The 17,794-nt window shown below is 41.1% G+C and carries 16 protein-coding genes; 5 read left to right on the top strand and 11 right to left on the bottom strand.

Going from position 1 to position 17,794, the window contains the following annotated elements; genetic code table 11:
* Window positions 1-618: a 50S ribosomal protein L3 gene (rplC, locus tag JN11_RS14985; protein ID WP_144913837.1), complete on the bottom strand. Its 618-nt coding sequence runs from the start codon at window positions 616-618 to the stop codon at window positions 1-3.
* Window positions 619-1,198: 580 nt separating this feature from the next.
* Here rplC and JN11_RS14980 point away from each other — a divergent pair.
* Together JN11_RS14980 and JN11_RS24450 are read left to right on the top strand one after the other, a co-directional pair.
* Window positions 1,199-2,683 (top strand): C45 family autoproteolytic acyltransferase/hydolase, encoded by a 1,485-nt coding sequence (locus JN11_RS14980; protein ID WP_144913836.1) that lies wholly within the window; start codon window positions 1,199-1,201, stop codon window positions 2,681-2,683.
* 23 nt (window positions 2,684-2,706) lie between these two features.
* Entirely contained in the window at window positions 2,707-2,850 is a 144-nt protein-coding gene (locus tag JN11_RS24450; protein ID WP_170227760.1) for a hypothetical protein, read from the top strand.
* 74 nt (window positions 2,851-2,924) lie between these two features.
* Here the strand turns inward: JN11_RS24450 and JN11_RS14975 are convergent, their stop codons facing one another.
* The gene (locus tag JN11_RS14975) at window positions 2,925-4,184 is read right to left on the bottom strand and encodes a prephenate dehydrogenase (RefSeq protein ID WP_144913835.1); all 1,260 of its coding nucleotides are present in this window, start codon (window positions 4,182-4,184) and stop codon (window positions 2,925-2,927) included.
* 205 nt (window positions 4,185-4,389) lie between these two features.
* On the opposite strand from JN11_RS14975, the gene JN11_RS14970 reads away from it, so the two are divergent.
* Window positions 4,390-5,085: a hypothetical protein gene (locus JN11_RS14970; protein ID WP_144913834.1), complete on the top strand. Its 696-nt coding sequence runs from the start codon at window positions 4,390-4,392 to the stop codon at window positions 5,083-5,085.
* Between the two features lie 13 nt (window positions 5,086-5,098).
* Here JN11_RS14970 and JN11_RS14965 read toward each other — a convergent pair whose 3' ends face one another.
* Complete coding sequence (locus tag JN11_RS14965; protein ID WP_144913833.1) at window positions 5,099-6,223, bottom strand: acyltransferase family protein; 1,125 nt, start codon at window positions 6,221-6,223, stop codon at window positions 5,099-5,101.
* 200 nt (window positions 6,224-6,423) lie between these two features.
* Between JN11_RS14965 and JN11_RS24850 the strand changes: the two genes are divergently transcribed.
* Window positions 6,424-6,549, top strand: a complete 126-nt coding sequence (locus JN11_RS24850; RefSeq protein ID WP_262713285.1) for a hypothetical protein — start codon at window positions 6,424-6,426, stop codon at window positions 6,547-6,549.
* Window positions 6,550-6,562: 13 nt separating this feature from the next.
* Here JN11_RS24850 and rpsJ read toward each other — a convergent pair whose 3' ends face one another.
* The 5 genes from rpsJ to JN11_RS14940 form a co-directional block, all read right to left on the bottom strand.
* Window positions 6,563-6,868 (bottom strand): 30S ribosomal protein S10, encoded by a 306-nt coding sequence (gene rpsJ, locus JN11_RS14960; RefSeq protein WP_022830652.1) that lies wholly within the window; start codon window positions 6,866-6,868, stop codon window positions 6,563-6,565.
* Window positions 6,869-6,995: 127 nt separating this feature from the next.
* Window positions 6,996-9,107, bottom strand: coding sequence for an elongation factor G (gene fusA / locus JN11_RS14955; protein WP_144913832.1), 2,112 nt, complete (start codon window positions 9,105-9,107; stop codon window positions 6,996-6,998).
* A gap of 109 nt (window positions 9,108-9,216) precedes the next feature.
* Window positions 9,217-9,684, bottom strand: a complete 468-nt coding sequence (gene rpsG, locus JN11_RS14950; RefSeq protein ID WP_144913831.1) for a 30S ribosomal protein S7 — start codon at window positions 9,682-9,684, stop codon at window positions 9,217-9,219.
* 19 nt (window positions 9,685-9,703) lie between these two features.
* The gene (gene rpsL / locus JN11_RS14945) at window positions 9,704-10,117 is read right to left on the bottom strand and encodes a 30S ribosomal protein S12 (RefSeq protein ID WP_073405808.1); all 414 of its coding nucleotides are present in this window, start codon (window positions 10,115-10,117) and stop codon (window positions 9,704-9,706) included.
* Between the two features lie 1,454 nt (window positions 10,118-11,571).
* Window positions 11,572-12,414, bottom strand: coding sequence for an oxidoreductase (locus JN11_RS14940; protein WP_144913830.1), 843 nt, complete (start codon window positions 12,412-12,414; stop codon window positions 11,572-11,574).
* 313 nt (window positions 12,415-12,727) lie between these two features.
* Here JN11_RS14940 and JN11_RS14935 point away from each other — a divergent pair, with 313 nt between their 5' ends.
* Window positions 12,728-14,482, top strand: a complete 1,755-nt coding sequence (locus JN11_RS14935) for a DUF885 domain-containing protein (protein WP_144913829.1) — start codon at window positions 12,728-12,730, stop codon at window positions 14,480-14,482.
* Window positions 14,483-14,540: 58 nt separating this feature from the next.
* On the opposite strand, the gene JN11_RS24845 is transcribed toward JN11_RS14935, so the two are convergent.
* The 3 genes from JN11_RS24845 to JN11_RS14925 all read right to left on the bottom strand — a co-directional run bounded on the left by JN11_RS24845 (window position 14,541) and on the right by JN11_RS14925 (window position 17,651).
* Complete coding sequence (locus JN11_RS24845) at window positions 14,541-14,663, bottom strand: hypothetical protein (protein ID WP_262713284.1); 123 nt, start codon at window positions 14,661-14,663, stop codon at window positions 14,541-14,543.
* A gap of 67 nt (window positions 14,664-14,730) precedes the next feature.
* Window positions 14,731-15,444 (bottom strand): carboxypeptidase-like regulatory domain-containing protein, encoded by a 714-nt coding sequence (locus JN11_RS14930; RefSeq protein ID WP_144913828.1) that lies wholly within the window; start codon window positions 15,442-15,444, stop codon window positions 14,731-14,733.
* A 161-nt stretch (window positions 15,445-15,605) separates the two neighbouring features.
* Entirely contained in the window at window positions 15,606-17,651 is a 2,046-nt protein-coding gene (locus JN11_RS14925) for a M1 family metallopeptidase (protein ID WP_144913827.1), read from the bottom strand.
* Window positions 17,652-17,794 lie beyond the last annotated feature (143 nt).

Below are 17,794 nucleotides of genomic sequence, written 5' to 3'. Positions count from 1 at the left end.
TTATTTATCCACTATTACGAATGAACCCTTAGCTCCTGGGATGGAACCTTTAACTACTAACAGATTCTGCTCAGCAAATACTTTAACTACCTGTAAGTTTTGAACCTTAACACGCTCGTTACCCATTTGACCCGCCATACGCATACCTTTAAATACACGTGAAGGCCATGATGAAGCACCTAACGAACCTGGCGCACGTAAACGGTTATGCTGACCGTGAGTTTGCATACCCACACCGCCGAAACCGTGACGTTTTACCACACCCTGAAAGCCTTTACCTTTTGAGGTACCAACAACATCCACAAAATCACCGATTTCGAAAATCTCAACGGTAACAGTGTCACCTAATGCTTTTTCGTCCTCGAAAGTTTTGAATTCAACCAGCTTACGTTTTGGTGTAACACCGGCTTTTTGGAAGTGACCTTTTAAAGGGGCTGTAGTGTGTTTTTCTTTTTGCTCACCATATGCCAACTGAACAGCTGCATATCCATCTGTATCAACAGATCTGATCTGTGTTACAACACAAGGGCCAGCTTCGATTACCGTGCAGGGTATGTTTTTCCCTGTTTCATCGAAAATGCTGGTCATTCCTACCTTTTTACCAATTATTCCTGACATTTTCTTTATTTTTTTTTGCCCATCGAAGCAGTAGGGCTTCGTTCAAGACATATTATCCCCCGTAAAGGGACGGCAAAGATAGACATTTCAGATTAATTGTCAAATAGTTAATGAGTTATTTTTTCATAAATTATTAAAAAAAAGTTTTTTGACTGAATTAATTGGTTCAGAGCCGTGTAGGCCTATATAACTGCACACCAAAACATTAAGTAAAAGCTCAATTTAACGGCTTATTTGCAATGATTATACTTTTAAACGCCGACTAGTCTATTAGGTCTTATAAAATTTCATCGTCAATGGCATCAGTCCTTTAATTTTATAAAACTCAATATAACCAGAAAAATACCCGGTCCAGTAAGTAATAACAGCATTATCATGGCCAATTATCAAAATGGCAACCTATCAAGACAAATATTCAAATAGCTTGATAGTATTCAAGCTCACCATTTTCCTTTTTGTTAAAACATAAGGCCTTAAGCGCATTTATTTCACAATATCACATTGACAACTGCTAAATTTTGCTTTTTTTATAATTTTTTCATTAAATTGAGCCATCTGTTAATTTAATCTGTAAAAAGTAATGAAAGTAATCACCAAAGCTCTCGTTGTAATTGTTATGGGATCGGCATTGTTTGGATGTAAACAAAAAACATCTACTAGTACCACTATAACATCAGACAGCACCTCATCAACAAGTACCACCCCCCATAACCGCATGGGCAATGCAACCCGGCAGGATAAAAACGGTTGGATATATGTGCACCTTGCCGGATCGCCTGCTGATATCGGTTACCAGCATGGCTATCTTGTAGCTAATGAAATTGATACTTTAATAAAAGTGATGCAGTATTATTTGCCTACCACCAGCAAAAAGGATTGGGCCTTTTACCGTGCAGCCTCCAAAAGGTTTTTATGGAATAAAATAGATAAAGAATACCAGGATGAAATAAAAGGTATTGCCGAAGGTTTACAAGCCAAAGGTTTTAAGTATGACTCGCTTGATGTTACGGCTTTAAATGCCAATATCGAACTATCTCAATACTACGTGCCTGCTTTAATGAATAAGGCAAAGCCAGGCAGTGGCGATAACCGCGCCCCTGGTAATTGCAGTGCTTTTATTGCTACAGGAAGCTTTACTAAAGATCATAAAATTGTGATGGGCCATAATAACTGGACAGATTATATTGAGGGCGAAAGATGGAACGTAATTGCAGATATAAAACCAGCAAAAGGCTATGAAATTTTAATGGACTGTGCCCCCGGATTTATCCATAGCGGTGATGACTTTGTTGAAAACAAAAGTGGTGTAATGATTACTGAAACCACTATAACCCAGTTTAAAGGTTTTGATACTACCCAAACACCTGAATTTACCCGCGCCCGCAAAGCTGCTCAGTATAGCAAAAGCATTGACGATGTAGTGAAAATTATGACTACCCAAAATAATGGTGGTTATGCTAACGACTGGCTGATTGGTGATACCAAAACCAACGAAGTGGCTAAACTGGAGCTTGGTTTAAAAGATTTTAGGGTATGGCGTTCAAAAGATACTGCGTTTATTGGCTCGAATTTCCCGAGCGATCCTAAATTGATTAAGGACGAAACGACATTTGATGTAAATAACAAAAACAGTTCGCCAAATGCCCGTAAGGTAAGGCTGGAGAAACTGGTTGCTGATTATAAAGGTAAAATTACCGACACGGCAGGTAAAAAGATTGAGGGTGATACCTATGATGCTGTTGAACACAAAACAGCTCTTAACCGCCATGTAATAGATGGTCACGTAGAAGAAGATGCTGCAGGCTGTGCCGAATGGAATGAAGCTCCTTACTACCCGATGGGTGCTGTGCAAGGGAAAGTAACCACCAGCGATATGGTGAACAAAATGGAAATGTGGGCACACATGGGTCACCCGGGTGGTGCAGACTTTTTAGCAGGCCCGTTCTTCAAAAAACATCCGGAGTATTTTAAAACCCAGGGTAAATATCTGAGAGACATGAAAGCCTACCCATGGACGCTATTCTCTGCTGATGATCACTTTACATTACCTAACACAAAGAACTAATAACCCATTAAATAAAATCGCATATGAAAGTTAAAAAAAACACGGTGATCATTTTGGCAGCTATGGTATTAGGGCCTATCTGCTATGATATTTGTAAAGACATTTACCACAATGGTGTAAAAGACGGCATGGACAACGCTCATAAAAACGTCGCAGTAAAAAAATAAAGTTAAACTATGTATAAAGCCTGTTTAAGTTTGATGCTTAAACAGGCTTTTATCTTTTCAAATCCAAAATCCAACTACTCCATCATCAGCCTTCTGATCAGTTCGGCGCTTTGTTTGTTTCCCTCTTCAAGCCTGCCTTTAAAAAAGGATTGTACCTCGTTAAAATGCTTTTTGTATCCTTCCATATCGCCATAACCAATAATAGCCGACCATTCTCTTACTGCTGAGTGAAATTCCAAATCATCCCCCCTGATGGTTTTATCGTATAGCGCTGTTTTGATTGATTCTTCCAGCAGCTCTTCATTCTTAAACAGATATTCGGCAATACCCAGGCGCAGGCGGAAAGGTGGTGTTTGGCAAATGAGATTATCATAAGGATTTACGCCCAAATGGTACCAGGCATCAACCATGCTTAAAATACTTAAATGCGAATTCGGTTTTTGTAATTCGGGCTTTTGCGAGAGAGAAAATTCCCTCATCACAGTATCATTCAGCATAATGGGCTTACGGCTTTCGTGAAAAACAAAGTCACGGGCTCGATAAAGCCTAGCCCTGAAAGCATCTTCCTCCTCCTTTATCATCAGCTTAAATAATTCAGACTCTGATACTGCATAACGCTTTACCTGCTGCCTTGCATAAGGATTAAGGATAGCTAAACCGGCATAAACGTGTGCCTTATAACTAAAGATACGCAGGGTAGTTAAAATTTTAACATTATCAATCCCCCCTACATACGAAGCGTTTTCCCAGGGGAAAAAACCTGCTTCTTTCCAGGCGGTACCCATGCTTTCAAAACCTACGTGGGTTACAGCCTGTGTATCGGCAACAATTTTATCATGCTCATGGAAATCGGCAATCTCTACAATATCGGTTTCTATAGCGGTAAACAGGTCGAGCATACGTTTGTAGGCTTCATCACCTGCACGGTGCTTTATTAATATCAGTTTTTGCCCTTTAGGCTGAAATCCCGGGCCATGCATGGCATGGAAAGTAATGATCTGCGTATCTGCTGGCAGATGCTTTTCAAAAATCTCAATCTCGGGTGTTTTTACAGAAGTTTGTCCCGCTACTATAGCGCCATATTTGGTTGATGAACCGCACTCGGCAACTACCTGTGCCAGGCGGTCTGCCTCTACCGAATAAATAATCAAATCACAGATGCGGGAAATATCCATCCCATTGTCCATAATTTTTATATTGTATGGAGCAAGTTCTTCTTCCAGTTTATTGCGGTTAGCAGGCAGATCGCATCCATAAACGGGATAACCGGCAGCCGCAAAAGTTTTGGCATAAAGGCGTCCCATATCGCCAAGGCCAATAATACCTATATTCATGGTGCTAATATATTACTTAGATACGAGATAATTGATGGAACATCTGCGGCTGAAATACGTAAACAATTAACTAAAACAAATGTTCATTTAATCGTAGATGCATATTCCGCTAATTCTAAATACATATATTACCCCCATTTATATCAGGAGCATGTTTAAAATTTCACATCTAAATATTAATTTTACTTCTAAATCAGGTTTTTTTATGCTGAGGACCACACTTATAGCTCTATTTATTTGCTGCATTACCCTATTCAGTTATGCCCAGGACAGTACTAAAAAAGAAACACCTGTACAACCTGAACCAAAGGTTAAAAGCTATCCTCAAAAAGTTGTTGTACCACCCGCTACTGCTCCAGCCGGTCAACCTATAAAACATGACACCGCTCCTGTGCTCCCCGTATTGGTTGATAAAAGCCTTAACGGTCAATATCAATTCCTGCTCACTAAAGTTTACCATTATCAGCAACCGTTTGTTGCCACTTTTTGGAAAAGTGTAATTGATACCATTAATGCCGGCAAGCAAAAACTATACAGTGCCGACAACAGGCTAAAACTGCAAAAGAAAACTATTGATAGTTTAAACAACGAAATTACCGGGAAAGATCAAAACTATAGCTCATCCAACAGCCATATTGATGTATTAGGTATGTCTGTTGATAAATCTACTTATACCCTTACTATGCTTGGTTTGGTATTGGTATGTGCTGCTATTACAGGCGTTATCATTTTACGTTCGGGAAGTCACAGTCGTGAGGCCCAATACCGCATAAAGCTTTATAATGAGCTGGAAGACGAGTTTAAAGCATACAAAACCAAGGCTAACGAAAAAGAGAAAAAGCTTGCCCGCGAATTGCAAACCGAGCGTAATAAGCTGGATGAGCTGCGCGGAAACGCGTAAAGCTTTAACTCAGCTATTCATATTTCAACTTTAGTTTTAGAAACATCCGTTCAACAAGGTAATAAGACGCCAAAGCCAGGGCAAACACCATGAGCAGCTTTACTGCTAATAATGTTGCCTGAGAACATCCTGCAAATGCGCTTAGCCAGGGTTGCCAAACATGGTTGCCTATAAAAGGTTGTTGCCATAGGTATAAGCTGTACGACAAAACACCTATTTTAGTCATCACTCTGCTTTGCAATATGGTGGACAAAAAATTGGGTTTGTCTAAATTGAGCAAGATAACCCATACAAACAGTACAGCAGAGCCCAACTCGCATACATAGGGCGTATAAAACACAAATGATTTTGAACTGATCATCAGCGCTGTTGCCAGCAGTAAAAAGCTTAACAAATAGCTATACTTGTTATTTTTTATGTCGATTATCCCTTTAAATAAAAGGACTGCCGCCAGTGATCCTATCAGAATAATAAAAGGCCCTTTCCAAAACGAATACATTATAATTTGTGTAGCCTGTTTTATAAATGCGTTACCAAATAAAAAATGTACATGATAAAAACCTAAAATGGATATAAAGGGAACAGCAATAACTATTACCGAAAGCACTACGGTATACCATTTAGTATTCAGCGATAATAATAAAGGAAAAAACAGGTAAAACTGTGCCTCGGCAGCCAGTGTCCAAAAATGCCCAAGGAAAGGTTCTTCCTGGTAAGGAAAGTTCTTATAAAACAAAAAAGCAGCGGCAAACGATCTTCCGGTAATTCCGAATTTATAAATGGCGTTCAGCAAGATCATCACCAACAAAAACAGGTACGCCGCCGGGATAACCCTTAAAGCCCTGCGCAGGTAAAAGCGTTTTAAAGAGATTTGTCCGTGGGCCATCTTCCCTTTAAGTAGTAGCGTGGTTATTAGAAATCCGCTAATCACAAAAAACAGGTTAACGCCGGTATCCCCATTAATAAGGATATGGAATGGCCGTAAAAAGTGATTCGCTCCAAAGTGGTATAGTATCACCAGCATTATAGCAACTGCCCGCAAGCCATCCAGCGAAGGAAAATGGTTATCCTTAACTATTTCGGGGATAGTGGTTATATCGGTTGATAGATTGTTTTTTAATACTTTAATAGCTTTCACCAGGATATATTGAGCTTTGGATAAACCTAAGAAATAAATTCAGGATAAATAAAAAGCGATTGAAAAAGCTTACAAATCCATCGTCATTGCGAAGAATGAAGCAATCTATAAGCTGTGCAGATCAATGGAGATAGATTTTGTTCAATAACGTAATGAGGCGCTGGTGAATGTCCTGAGTAGAGATTGCTTCGTACCTCGTAATGACGCGTTTATTAGCTTTTTATTATCATAATTCCGTCCGTCCGCTTTTAAGAAGCGGTATTGGCGGACAAATGCGGACAAACAAAAAAGACCATCCGAATAAACGAATGGCCTTTAATATCTGATCTTCCGGTACTATCACACCTTGATCTCAACTTCAACACCGCTTGGCAATTCAAGCTTCATTAAAGCATCAACAGTTTTTGAGTTTGAACTGTAGATGTCCAATAATCTCTTGTAAGAGCATAATTGGAATTGCTCACGTGCTTTCTTGTTCACGTGCGGTGAACGTAATACTGTAAAGATTTTCTTTTCAGTTGGTAACGGAAGCGGTCCGCTAACTACAGCGCCTGTCGGCTTTACTGTTTTTACGATTTTCTCAGCTGATTTATCAACCAGGTTGTAATCGTACGATTTTAGTTTGATTCTGATTCTTTGGCTCATTTTTTTGTTTGTTAAAACCACCCTAAGAGCTATTTATTAGGGCAGTTGTTTGTTTTTATATTAATAAGCTGATTGAGTTGTTACCGAGTAAAACAACTCACTATTCACTCAATCAACTAATCTCTAATTATGCGTTAGCAGCAGCTTTTTTGCCTCTTGCTTTGGCTACAACTTCTTCCTGTACGTTACGTGGTGCTTCAGCATAGTGATCAAACTCCATGGTTGAAGTAGCACGACCTGAAGTGATGGTACGTAACTGAGTTACATAACCAAACATTTCTGAAAGTGGTACAGTTGCCTTAATAACCTGTGCACCTGCCCGTGAATCCATACCTAACAGCTGGCCACGACGACGGTTCATGTCACCGATAACGTCACCCATGTTTTCTTCAGGGGTTAAGATCTCAATTTTCATGATCGGCTCAAGCAATACTGGTTTACATTTTGGTAATGCCTCGCGGTAAGCCATCTTAGCAGCTAACTCGAAAGATAGCGCATCTGAATCGACTGCGTGGAATGAACCATCAATTAACCTTACTTTTAAGCTGGTTAAAGGATAACCTGCCAACACACCATTTGCCATTGAAGCTGCGAAGCCTTTTTCAACAGATGGGATAAACTCACGAGGGATTGAACCACCGCTAATTTCGTTAACAAACTGTAATCCTTCTTTACCTTCGTCATTTGGTGAAAGCACAACCTGTATGTCGGCAAATTTACCACGACCACCGGTTTGTTTCTTGTATGTTTCGCGGTGCTGTACAGTACCTGTGATAGATTCTTTGTAAGCAACTTGCGGAGCACCCTGGTTAACCTCTACTTTAAACTCACGTTTTAAGCGGTCCATGATGATATCTAGGTGAAGCTCGCCCATACCTGAAATTACAGTTTGGCCGGTTTCTTCGTCAGAGTTTACACGGAAGGTTGGATCTTCTTCTGATAATTTACCAAGCGCCATACCTAATTTATCTACGTCGGCCTGTGTTTTAGGCTCAATAGCTAAACCGATAACCGGCTCAGGGAAATTCATTGATTCCAGAACAATTGGGTGTTTTTCATCACAAAGGGTATCACCTGTTTTAATATCCTTAAAGCCTACTACCGCAGCAATATCACCAGCCCCAACGTTAGGGATAGGATTTTGCTTGTTAGCGTGCATTTGGAATATACGGCTGATACGCTCTTTATTGTCTGAACGCATGTTATGTACATATGAACCAGCTTCCAGGTTACCTGAGTATACGCGGATAAAGCACAAACGACCTACGAAAGGATCGGTTGCAATTTTAAATGCCAAAGCTGCAAACGGTTCTTTTTCTGAGGGCTGACGAACAATTTCTTCGCCTGTATCAGGGTTGGTACCAACAATGCCGTCAACATCAAGTGGCGAAGGCAATAGCTCCATCACATAATCCAACATGGTTTGTACACCTTTATTTTTGAATGATGAACCACAAACCATAGGAACGATTTTGGCATCCAAAACAGCTTTACGTAAAGCGTCAAGAATTTCGCGTTCGGTAATTGATTCTGGAGCTTCAAAGAATTTCTCCATTAAAGTTTCATCATAATCAGCTACTGATTCAAGCAATTTCTCTCTCCACTCAGTTGCTTCTTCAATCATATCCTCAGGGATAGGCACTTCAGTAAAGGTCATACCTTTATCATGCTCATTCCAGATGATACCTCTCCAGTTAATTAAGTCAACAACACCCTGAAATTTCTCTTCAGCACCGATAGGTAACTGTAAAGGCACTGCGTTGCTGCCTAACATGCTTTTTACCTGTTTTACAACATTTAAAAAGTCGGCACCAGAACGGTCCATTTTATTTACGAAACCGATACGGGCAACGTTATAGTTATTGGCAAGCCTCCAGTTAGTTTCTGATTGTGGCTCAACACCATCAACAGCACTAAAAAGGAATACTAAACCATCCAATACACGTAATGAACGGTTTACCTCTACGGTAAAATCCACGTGTCCCGGGGTATCAATAATGTTAATGTGGTAGTTATGGCCACGGTATTTCCAGCCTACAGTTGTAGCAGCCGAGGTAATGGTGATACCACGCTCCTGCTCCTGAGCCATCCAGTCCATCGTTGCAGCACCTTCGTGTACCTCACCTATTTTGTGGCTAACGCCAGAATAGTAAAGGATACGCTCGGTAGTGGTAGTTTTACCGGCATCAATGTGGGCGGCAATACCTATATTTCTTGTATATTTTAGATCTCTTGACATCTTATCTTTTTTTTGATTGCTCTGATTATTTAATGACTACACCGATTATAACGTGTAAACATAGATAATCGGTGTAATCGTATTATTAAATCGGTGTAATCTAATTTTCTTAGAAACGGAAATGTGAGAACGCTTTGTTAGCTTCAGCCATTTTGTGCGTATCTTCTTTCTTCTTCACTGCTGCACCTTCACCTTTAGCTGCTGAAATAATTTCACCTGCCAATTTCTCCATCATGGTTTTTTCTCCACGACGACGGGCATAGCTGATTAACCATTTCATACCTAAAGCTACTTTACGCTCAGGACGAACCTCTGTAGGCACCTGGAAGTTTGCACCACCTACACGACGGCTTTTTACTTCAACAGCTGGCATTACATTGTTCAACGCTTTTTTCCAGGTATCTAAACCGTTTTCGTTGGTTTTCTTTTCAACAATTTCAACGGCGTTATAAAATATAGCGTATGCGGTTGATTTTTTACCATCATACATCATATTGTTTACAAACCTGGTTACCAAAATATCATTGAATTTTGGATCAGGAAGAAGGATTCTTTTTTTTGGTTTTGACTTTCTCATTGCTATCTATCCTCCTTAATTATTTCTTTTTACCTTTTGTTGGCGCTGCGGCTACTTGACCCGGTTTAGGGCGTTTAGTACCATATTTTGAACGGCGTTGGTTACGGCCGGCTACACCTGATGTATCTAATGCACCACGGATGATGTGGTAACGTACACCTGGTAAATCCTTAACACGTCCTCCACGGATCAAAACGATAGAGTGCTCCTGTAAGTTGTGACCTTCACCTGGAATATAAGCGTTAACTTCTTTTCCATTGGTTAAGCGCACACGGGCAACTTTACGCATTGCTGAGTTTGGTTTTTTAGGGGTAGTGGTGTACACACGGGTGCACACGCCTCTTCGCTGTGGACAGCTGTCCAACGCTGGCGACTTACTCTTGTCAACCAGAGCTACTCTACCTTTTCTAACTAATTGCTGAATAGTAGGCATTTTTCCTTTTTTGTATTTACTGTTTTATCCTTATTTTAAGGACTGCAAAGGTACAGACTTATTTTTTGATTTTCAAGAGGTTGAGTGAAGTTTTTTCGATTTGAAAGATTTTGACTTACAGCTGATAGCAATTTAGGCATAGTATTGATAATCATAGCGGTAGTGTTTGGGTTGCCGCAGTGCCAACTCTCCGCCACGTCATTGCGAGGAACGAAGCAATCTATAAGCTAGTAAGTCAATGGAGATAGGGTTTGTTGGATAAGATCATTAAAGATAATACTGTTCCCTTGATTGTCCATCGTAGAGATTGCTTCGTTCCTCGCAATGACGCGCGGTGTTTAGTAGTCTGTCCGTCCGTCCGAAAATAAGTAGAGGGTAGTATCGGAAAATCCGGACAAATGAGATCATCATCCATTGAGAAAAGGATTACGCTTTGGCTTGTCCGCTTTGTCCATTTTACCCAAGCCTAAAAACCGGACGGACAGACAGGCAAGTATTCATCAATAATCGCAAGCCGGTAATATAGCTGATGCAACATTAAGCAGGTTAAGCATTGCGGTAATGTATTAGGTTATCAGGCAATTGGTTCAAAACCACAACAATCCATTTTAATCGCGCTTCACTGCATGCTTTATTAAACCAATCATAACTGACCATTATTCATCATTAACTGCAAATCAATATTTTTCCCACTGCAATTAAAATTTAATTAAGCGCTTTAATTAAAAACACCCTACCCTTACCCACTTACTACCTAATAGTAAAGGACTGCTTTGCAATGTGTTACCCGGAAAATGTGTTGATTTACTAGTGCGATACTATACTAACAAATTTAGCAAAAAGGATTAAAATATCAAAACTTTGCAGTGAAAATATTTTGTGCGATGATCAACTTGTCTGTCCGTCTGGTTTTTGGGCGGACCCATAACGGAAAAAGCGGACAAAACCCAGCTTCAATGACGAGAGAAGAATTTTGTCCGTTATTTCCTATCACACACCGGCTTAAAAAGCGGATGGACGGAAATCAGCGGTCAAAAAAGGGCCCCGGAAAAATCCCGGAGCCCTTACCATCCTCACATTAAACCTGCTTTATCAAAACATCAAATCTTTTATTAATAACCGCGATAATAATGGTGGTGATGAGGATAACCATATCCAACATAACAACCTGAAGTAACTGAAATCATTGCGGCAATTATCAATGCAAATGCAAAATATTTCCTTTTCATAATCTTCAACTTTTAAATGTCAACATCCTGAATACCGGGTGTTTGTATGTTGGATGCATTTAATTTAAAAAGGATTAATGCGGGGTAGAAAATATTTAAAATTGTCATCCTGAGTGTATGCGAAGGATCTTCTTCTTTGGGAAAATATGCGATATACTTATCATACGAAGAAAATCCTTCACTCCGTTCAGGATGACAAAAGCAAAGCGGTTAATACCAATAAACCTACTCCCCTTCCGGGAAATCGGCGCCTTCGGTAACGTTGGCCCAGGTGTCAAAGTCTTTCTTTAGTATGTCCAGCTTGTTGCGGGCGCCTTTAAGGGCGGCTTTGCCCAGCAGCAGGTGCAATGGCGGATGTTCGGCCTCTACAGCTGCTACAATTGCTTTTGCAGCACGCTCCGGATCGCCGGGCTGTTTGCCATTGTATCCGCGGATGTTGTTCTTGTTGGTTTCGGCAGTGGCCTTGTAATCATCAATCACTATTTTGCTGTTATTGGCCGACCGGCCTGCCCAATCGGTACGGAAACCACTCGGACAAATTACTGTTACCTTAATGCCCAGCGGTGCCACCTCTTTTGATAAAGCATCCGAATAACCATCAACTGCAAACTTGGTAGCATTATAAAAGCCTACCGCAGGGAAACCCACAAGTCCGCCAATAGAAGCCACATTGAGGATATGCCCGCTGCGTTGTTTACGCATGGTGGGCAATACGGCCTTGGTAACGGCTGCAAGTCCCCAAAAGTTAATCTCAAACATGCGTCTTACTTCATCTTCTTCACTTTCTTCTATTGCACCAAAATAGCCAATACCGGCATTGTTCACCAGCACATCAATAGTGCTGAAATGCTTCAGGGCCTGTTTAACGGCATCATCCACTTCGGTGGGTTTGGTAACATCCAGCTTAAGGGCAAGGGTGGTATCGGGGTATTGGTCAACAATATCCTGTATGTCTTCAACCTTGCGGGCCGTAACCACGGCTTTATAGCCTGCTTTTAAAACTTCGAGCGACAGTTCCCTGCCAAAACCGGTAGAGCATCCGGTAATAAACCACACTTTATTTTTCATCAGTATAAATTGTTTTATGGGTTTGGATGAACATCATAACGGCCATTGTTTACCGGGATGACGATCAAGTAAATAGATAACACTGTTTCAAAGTAACAGTATAGCAGGAAATTGTTTGTCAGGAGAGTTTAATATCTAAAAAAGATACTTGGCAAATGGGGTGCTGAAACAAGTTCAGCATGACCATGTGCATATTGTTTTGTCCGCATTTGTCAGCGTATATGGGGTACTAAAACCGGACGGACGGTACATTAAATTAATTTCCTATCCAATAATAAAATCATAAATTCGTTTTTCCCAATATCCTTTTGCAATGAAGAAATTTTCCTTTTTGATAGTAGCCTCGCTGCTTTTTGTGGGCTGCGATGAACACAAGCCTGCTCAAAGCAGTGTATCCGGCGATGCCGCTTTCCAAAAACTTGCTGATGATTACCTTACCGGCTACTTGGCCTGGCGACCAGCAAATGGCGTGGCCCTGGGCTATCACCAATACGATGGCAAAGTGACCGATTTAAGCAAAGAATCGTTAGGAAAAGAACTGGGTCGCCTAAAAGATTATGATCAAAAGCTTACCGCTACAGATACCACCTCGTTAAGTGCTAAAGCGTTTTACGATTTCAGGATCTTACACTCCGCTATTAAAAATGAGATCTTCACTTTTGAGGATATGGGTACGTACGACAGAAACCCCATGACCTATGCCGGTGCAGTTGATATCAGCATTTATATTAAACGTGATTTTGCTCCTCTGGAGGATAGGGTAAAATCAATCATCGCTATTGAAAAAAATGCCCCCAATGTTTTCGCGGCAGCAAAAGCTAATTTAAAAGATACGCTGGCTAAGCCTTATGTGGAAACAGCCATTCAAATTGCCCAGGGAACTGCCGACTTTTTGAATCACGATTTAAAGATTGCCTTAAAAGATGTTAAAAACGACACCTTGATGAAGGCCTTTAATGCCGCCAACAAAACCGCTGTTGATGCCATAAACGGTTATGCTGCCTGGCTGCAAAAAGAGAAGCTGCCAAAGGCCAATAACAAATACGCTATAGGCGAAGCCAGTTATAAAAAGATGTTGCTTTACAGCGAGGGTGTAACCCTATCGCCCGAAAAGATACTGGAAATAGGTTTGGCCGAATTAAAGAAACAACAGGCGGTGTTTAATGCAGCTGCAAAAACCATCAACCCTAATAAAAAACCAATTGATGTTTACCACGATCTGCAAAAGGATCATCCAACGGCCGAAGCCCTGATTCCGGATGCTAAGAAAAATGTGGAGGCTATCCGCAAGTTCCTTACGGATAAAAGCATTGTAACCATGCCTGCCAATGTTAATTTAAAGGTTACCGAAACACCGCAATATGCCCGGGCAACCAGTACGGCATCAAACGATGATCCAGGGCCGTTTGAAACCAAAGCTACTGAAGCGTTCTATTACATTACACCCGTTGACCCTAAGTGGACACCCCAGCAAAAGGAAGACTGGCTGGCGCAATTTGATTACTATACTACCGATAATATTACCATACATGAAGCCTATCCGGGCCATTATACCCAGTTTTTACATTTAAATGCTTCCGGGGCAACCCGCATTGAAAAAATATTTGGCAGCTATGCCTATATTGAAGGATGGGCGCACTACTGCGAGCAAATGATGGCCGATGAAGGTTATGGCCATAACGGTGATACCGTACTGGCCGCCAAATATCGCCTTGCACAAACCGGAGATGCGTTATTGCGTTTATGCCGTTTGTGTGTATCTATCAAAACACATTGCCAGGGCATGAACCTGAAAGATGGTACACAATTTTTTATGGATAACTGGTACCAGGGCGAAAAGCCATCGTACCAGGAAGCTTTGCGCGGCACCTTTGACCCGGGATATCTGTTCTATACCATTGGCAAGCTCGAAATTTTAAAGCTGCGCGATGATTATAAAAAGCAGGAAGGCGCCAATTTCTCTTTAAAGAAGTTTCATGATGAAGTGCTGAACCATGGTATGCCGCAGATCCGTTTGCTGCGCGAGGTGATGCTGAAGGATAGCAGCACCTGGAAAGATGCCTTGTAAATAATTTCGGAATTAATAATAACATCCGATATTGAAATTCCGAAATCCGAAATACTAATTACCTGCCTGGCGCTGGCGGAGCAGGTGGCGGCGGTGGGGCAATATGCCGGGGAGCACAACTGGTACTGAGTATAGCCAACAATGAGGTCAGCAATACTATACTGGTTATTTTCTTTTTCATAACTATTTCATTTTTAACTTATAACAAAAACGAAACAGTTATTGTTTGATAATAACACCCCGCAATTCTATTTCAAACTCAAAGTATCCTTACTAGGAGGCAGTTTAGCAATATGACGTTTTTCGGGTGGTAAGTCCTGGTATTTTTTGTAGCTATCGTTAATGTAAACCGCCAGTGATTGCTTGTCATTCCCTTTAATAAATTCGTAGCTTGGGCGGTACATCGTCATAAAATCATCCAGATCCTGTCCCTTTAACGGTACTATGCTGCCCACGTAAGTACGGGTAAATACTTCATCAACATGGCGCTGCTCGGCTTCCGTTCTGAAATATTTTTTCATTTTACGGGCATCGCGGTTCTCTTTACCAAACCAGGTAGTGGGCGACAGTACATAAAGCTTGCTTTTTTCATATACCTCAGGGTATTCTTTATGCGGATCAAATGCCTGCCCCTGTCTTGATGAGGTTACGCTTACTTCCCGCAAGGCAATGGATTTTACTTCCAACTGGATATTTTTTGGTTTAAGATCCACCACATAAAGGGTATCAGAGGTATAACCCGGTGAATCAAAGATGATAATGTGGCCCGGTTCTGTTTTTATTTCAAAATTTCCCTTGTCATCTGTTATGGCTGTTTGTTTACTGGAGTTATCCCTTATAAAAACATTAGTAAGTTTATTTGCAGTACCATTTTCAGATACGGTACCCTTTAAAGTTTTTTGTGCACTCGCCAAACCTGCTGTTAAGCATATCAGGAAAATCAAAAAGTATTGTTTTTGCATGTGGAAGATTAATTAAGTTGAAAGGTAAACCTAATTTAAGCAATAATAGTTTTGGTTTTAACATTTTTACATCAAATAAACAAGCCCGGCAAAAAAGCCAGGCCTGTTTATAAAAATCATCAATTAGTTATTAAGCTAATTCTATCTCCAGCCACTCATTACTACTGTTTCTTCCAAACGTTATTGTCTGGATTAAAATCAGGTAATACTTTATCAGGGTCATAAGTAACAGACTCAATTTCTTCGGTTGATGGGTATTTGAATGTCCAGGTACTGTTACGCTCCCAAATTTCAACCGGCAGTTTCACACGGTCTGTTTTCCCGCTAACGGTTTTAATCTCCAGGATAACCGGCATGGCCATTTTCTCCAGGTTATCAATAGTAATATAAGCTCCTTTGGTAGCATCGTTGTCTACGTATTTAACATCGCGTACAGCAACGTCCAAACGCCAGTTATGTTGGAACCAGCCTCTCCAAAACCATTGCAGGTTTTCGCCGCCAGCGTTTTCCATGGTACGGAAAAAGTCTTCGGGAGTTGGGTGTTTAAATGCCCATTTGGCAATATAAGTTCTAAAGGCAAAGTCAAAACGCTCATGGCCCAATATCTGCTCGCGCAATAAAGTTAAGCCGGCGCCTGGTTTAGCATATAACAATAAACCTGTATTTCTTTCTTTAAGGTTAGCGGGCTGGCTCATCATTGGCTCCAAACCCGGCGCAGTAAACATAGCGCCTGCACGGTGCATATCTCCCGGTTTGCGGGCATATTCGCCATTGTTAAAATCAGCAGTTGAAAGCGTATTGATAAAGGTATTAAAGCCTTCATCCATCCAGCCGTATAAACGCTCGTTTGAACCAACAATCATCGGGAACCAGGTATGACCAAACTCATGGTCGTTTACGCCCCATAGGCTACCTTTTTTAGCTTTGTATCCGCAGAAAACAATGCCCGGATATTCCATACCACCTACTATACCGGCAACGGCTGTAGCAGCAGGGTAAGGGAACTCATACCATTGTTTTGAGTTATATTCGATAGATTTTTTAACATATTCTGTTGAACGTCCCCAGGCTTCCACACCATCACTCTCAACCGGGTAGGCCGATATAGCGATTGATTTTTTGCCACTTGGCAGATCCATCTTAGCTGCATCAACAATGAATGAAGCCGATGAAGCCCAAGAAGCATCACGAGCATTTTTTATTTTGAAGTGCCAGGTTAATTCTTTTTTTCCTGCCGGACGTGAAGCCGGGTCAGTAACCTCAGCAGCCGAACGGATAATTACCGTTTTTTCGCTTGCAGAGGCCTCAGCCCAACGTTTTAACTGGGTTGGGGTATATACTTCCTGCGGGTTAAGTAACTCGCCTGATGCTACCACAATGTGGTTAGCCGGAGCAGTAATGCTCAAATCAAAGTCACCATATTCTAAATAAAACTCACCAGGACCAGTGTAAGGAATAGTGTTCCAGCCGTAAACATCATCATACACGCACATACGCGGGTACCATTGTGCTACCTGGAAAATCTTTCCTTTTTTGGTATCCTGGATACCCATACGGTCTGATCCGTAATTAGGGGAGATAAATGAATATTCAATTTTCAGTTTTACCTGACCACCATTAGCAGTTACTGCTGCCGGCAGGTAAATCTGCATACGGGTATCGCTAATTAAAAATTTAACATCGGTAGTTGCGCCTTTAAGGCCGATCACTTTTACCGATTTAATTTTATATCCGGCATCAAAATCCTGACCACGGCCCCAGTTACGACTGGTTGCTACAGGTGGGTTACCTACAAGCGGAACAATAGCTGTACCTCTTGAATCAAGCTTGAACAGGTTCTGCTCTAAATTCATCCACAAATAGCCAAGGTTTTGCGGGCTGTTGTTGGTATAGGTTAATGTTTCTGATCCGGTAATTTCATTGGTTACATCATTCAGTTTGGCAGCCAATTGGTAATCGGCTCTGTTTTGCCAGTATTTTGGACCGGGTTCACCATCTGCTGCACGGTATTCATTGCCGTTTTTGTTATAAAACAAAGGGCCGAATAACTCATGATAATCATAATTTGTTGTCGGAGCAACAGGTGCCGCAGCCGGAGCTGCTTGTGCTGGTGGCGCAGTTTGCGCCGGGGCTGTTTGCTGCGCCTGGCTAAAACCGGTTACCGCCATAAATGCCAGGGTAAAACCGGCAATCAGGTTTAATTTCATTGTTAAATAAATTTTTGGTCAGTTTAAAAAAACAATTATACCATAATTTACTTAATACCAGCCCAGCGTAAAATGATTGTTACCTCAAAATCAAATTAACAGTTAATTACGTTATGTTAGATTGGTTAAATATTACCTGGAGT

The sequence above is a fragment of the Mucilaginibacter frigoritolerans genome (assembly GCF_007830615.1).
Classification (GTDB): Bacteria; Bacteroidota; Bacteroidia; order Sphingobacteriales; family Sphingobacteriaceae; genus Mucilaginibacter; species Mucilaginibacter frigoritolerans.
This window is presented reverse-complemented; position numbering and strand designations above follow the sequence as displayed.